We start from the raw sequence: 1367 nt of genomic DNA, 5'->3' as shown, positions 1-1367 counted from the left end.
TTGTTCCATTTTTATTTTTTCTGGTTACTCGTCGAATATACATGCCTATATTATATCTGATAAACCCTTTAAAATAAAGAAAAAATAATATAAACGTGTGCCTATGTAAAAATTGTAAAAAAGGAGCACATTTTCGCTTCATGCCTTGTCAGGAGTGGACCACGAGGTCCAGAAAAGCGGAAATGTGCCTATTTACTGTCGAACTCGGGTCCCACATGGAGCCGATTCATTTCCTTGCGAATCTGGGTCCATGTGTCTCCGGTCTGCAGCTCGGCAATGCGGACAAGCAACAGGGCCAGCCAGCTGATGACCACATGGGCACGGATCCGCTCTTCGAGCCGATGATACATGGGACGCAGTTGTAACGTCGTTTTTAAAGTACGAAACGCGTCCTCCACTTCCAGCAGCTGCTTGTAACCAAGCGCCACGTCTTCGATCGACAAGGTATCGTCCGACGTGCGGATGAGGTACTTTCCGTCATATTTACTCGCGTCGCGTACGGCTTGTTTATGGAGACGGAGAGTACCATCTTTCAGTTGCCGCACATATTTTCCGTACGTCGAATGTGCCCGCAGGGCACAGGCTTTCTTATGATGTGCTTCGTTTGCCTCCTGTTGCAGCGCATCGATCTGCGCTTCGACCGATGCCACGATTTGTTCCCGCTTCCTCCGGTCTCGTGCGGCTTCGTCGGGATTGTAAGCAATCACATAGCGCTTGCGCGCTTCTCCGTTACCAACAATGGCTTCTTTCACGTGCAGATTCTCTCGAACCACCTGAAACCGCCCTCGCTTGCTTAAGGCTTCTTCGACATCTTTTTTTCCTGCATGCATGCGTTCGCCAATAATATAATGGCCGCCGGTTTGCTGCAGGATCCGAAGATTCTTTTCGGAAGAAAACCCGCGATCGGCGACTTGAATCACCCGCCCGAGCTTCCAGCCGATCAAGTCTTGTTTCACCTGCTCGATCACCGTCATGTCCCCGAGTTCGACAGTTACTAGGTAAACGAAATGCCTGGGAACCCTACTAAGACAAGGTGTTATTGCTAGTCCAAAACGTCCAGAATAAGATGGGATTGTTTGTCCAAGGATTGACGGATATACTGTCTATAAAGACCCTGCAGAAAGGAAAAGACGCCTTCCACAATGCCTGTTTATGGCAAACTAAAAATGTAAGGTTCGGCATTGATTTTATGTAGGATCCTAGATAAGGATCAATGCATAGAAAAAGCCACTTGTGAACACCCCCCATAATCAAATACACTCCTGTTGGACCCATTTTTCTGGCAGGAGGTAAATGAGGAGATGTTACAAGTGGACACCGTTAATTATATCAGAAGTGAAGTGAACGCTAAAGGTCATAGCTATTCC

General features: G+C 47.4%; 1 pseudogene. It reads right to left on the bottom strand.

The window, feature by feature from the left end:
• Positions 1-191: 191 nt before the first annotated feature.
• Positions 192-977: pseudogene (locus HCN83_RS17860) on the bottom strand (IS1634 family transposase); the annotation flags it as partial.
• Positions 978-1367: the final 390 nt, after the last annotated feature.

The organism is Alkalicoccus luteus, assembly GCF_012034335.1.
Taxonomy (GTDB): domain Bacteria; phylum Bacillota; class Bacilli; order Bacillales; family Salisediminibacteriaceae; genus Alkalicoccus; species Alkalicoccus luteus_A.
This window is presented reverse-complemented; position numbering and strand designations above follow the sequence as displayed.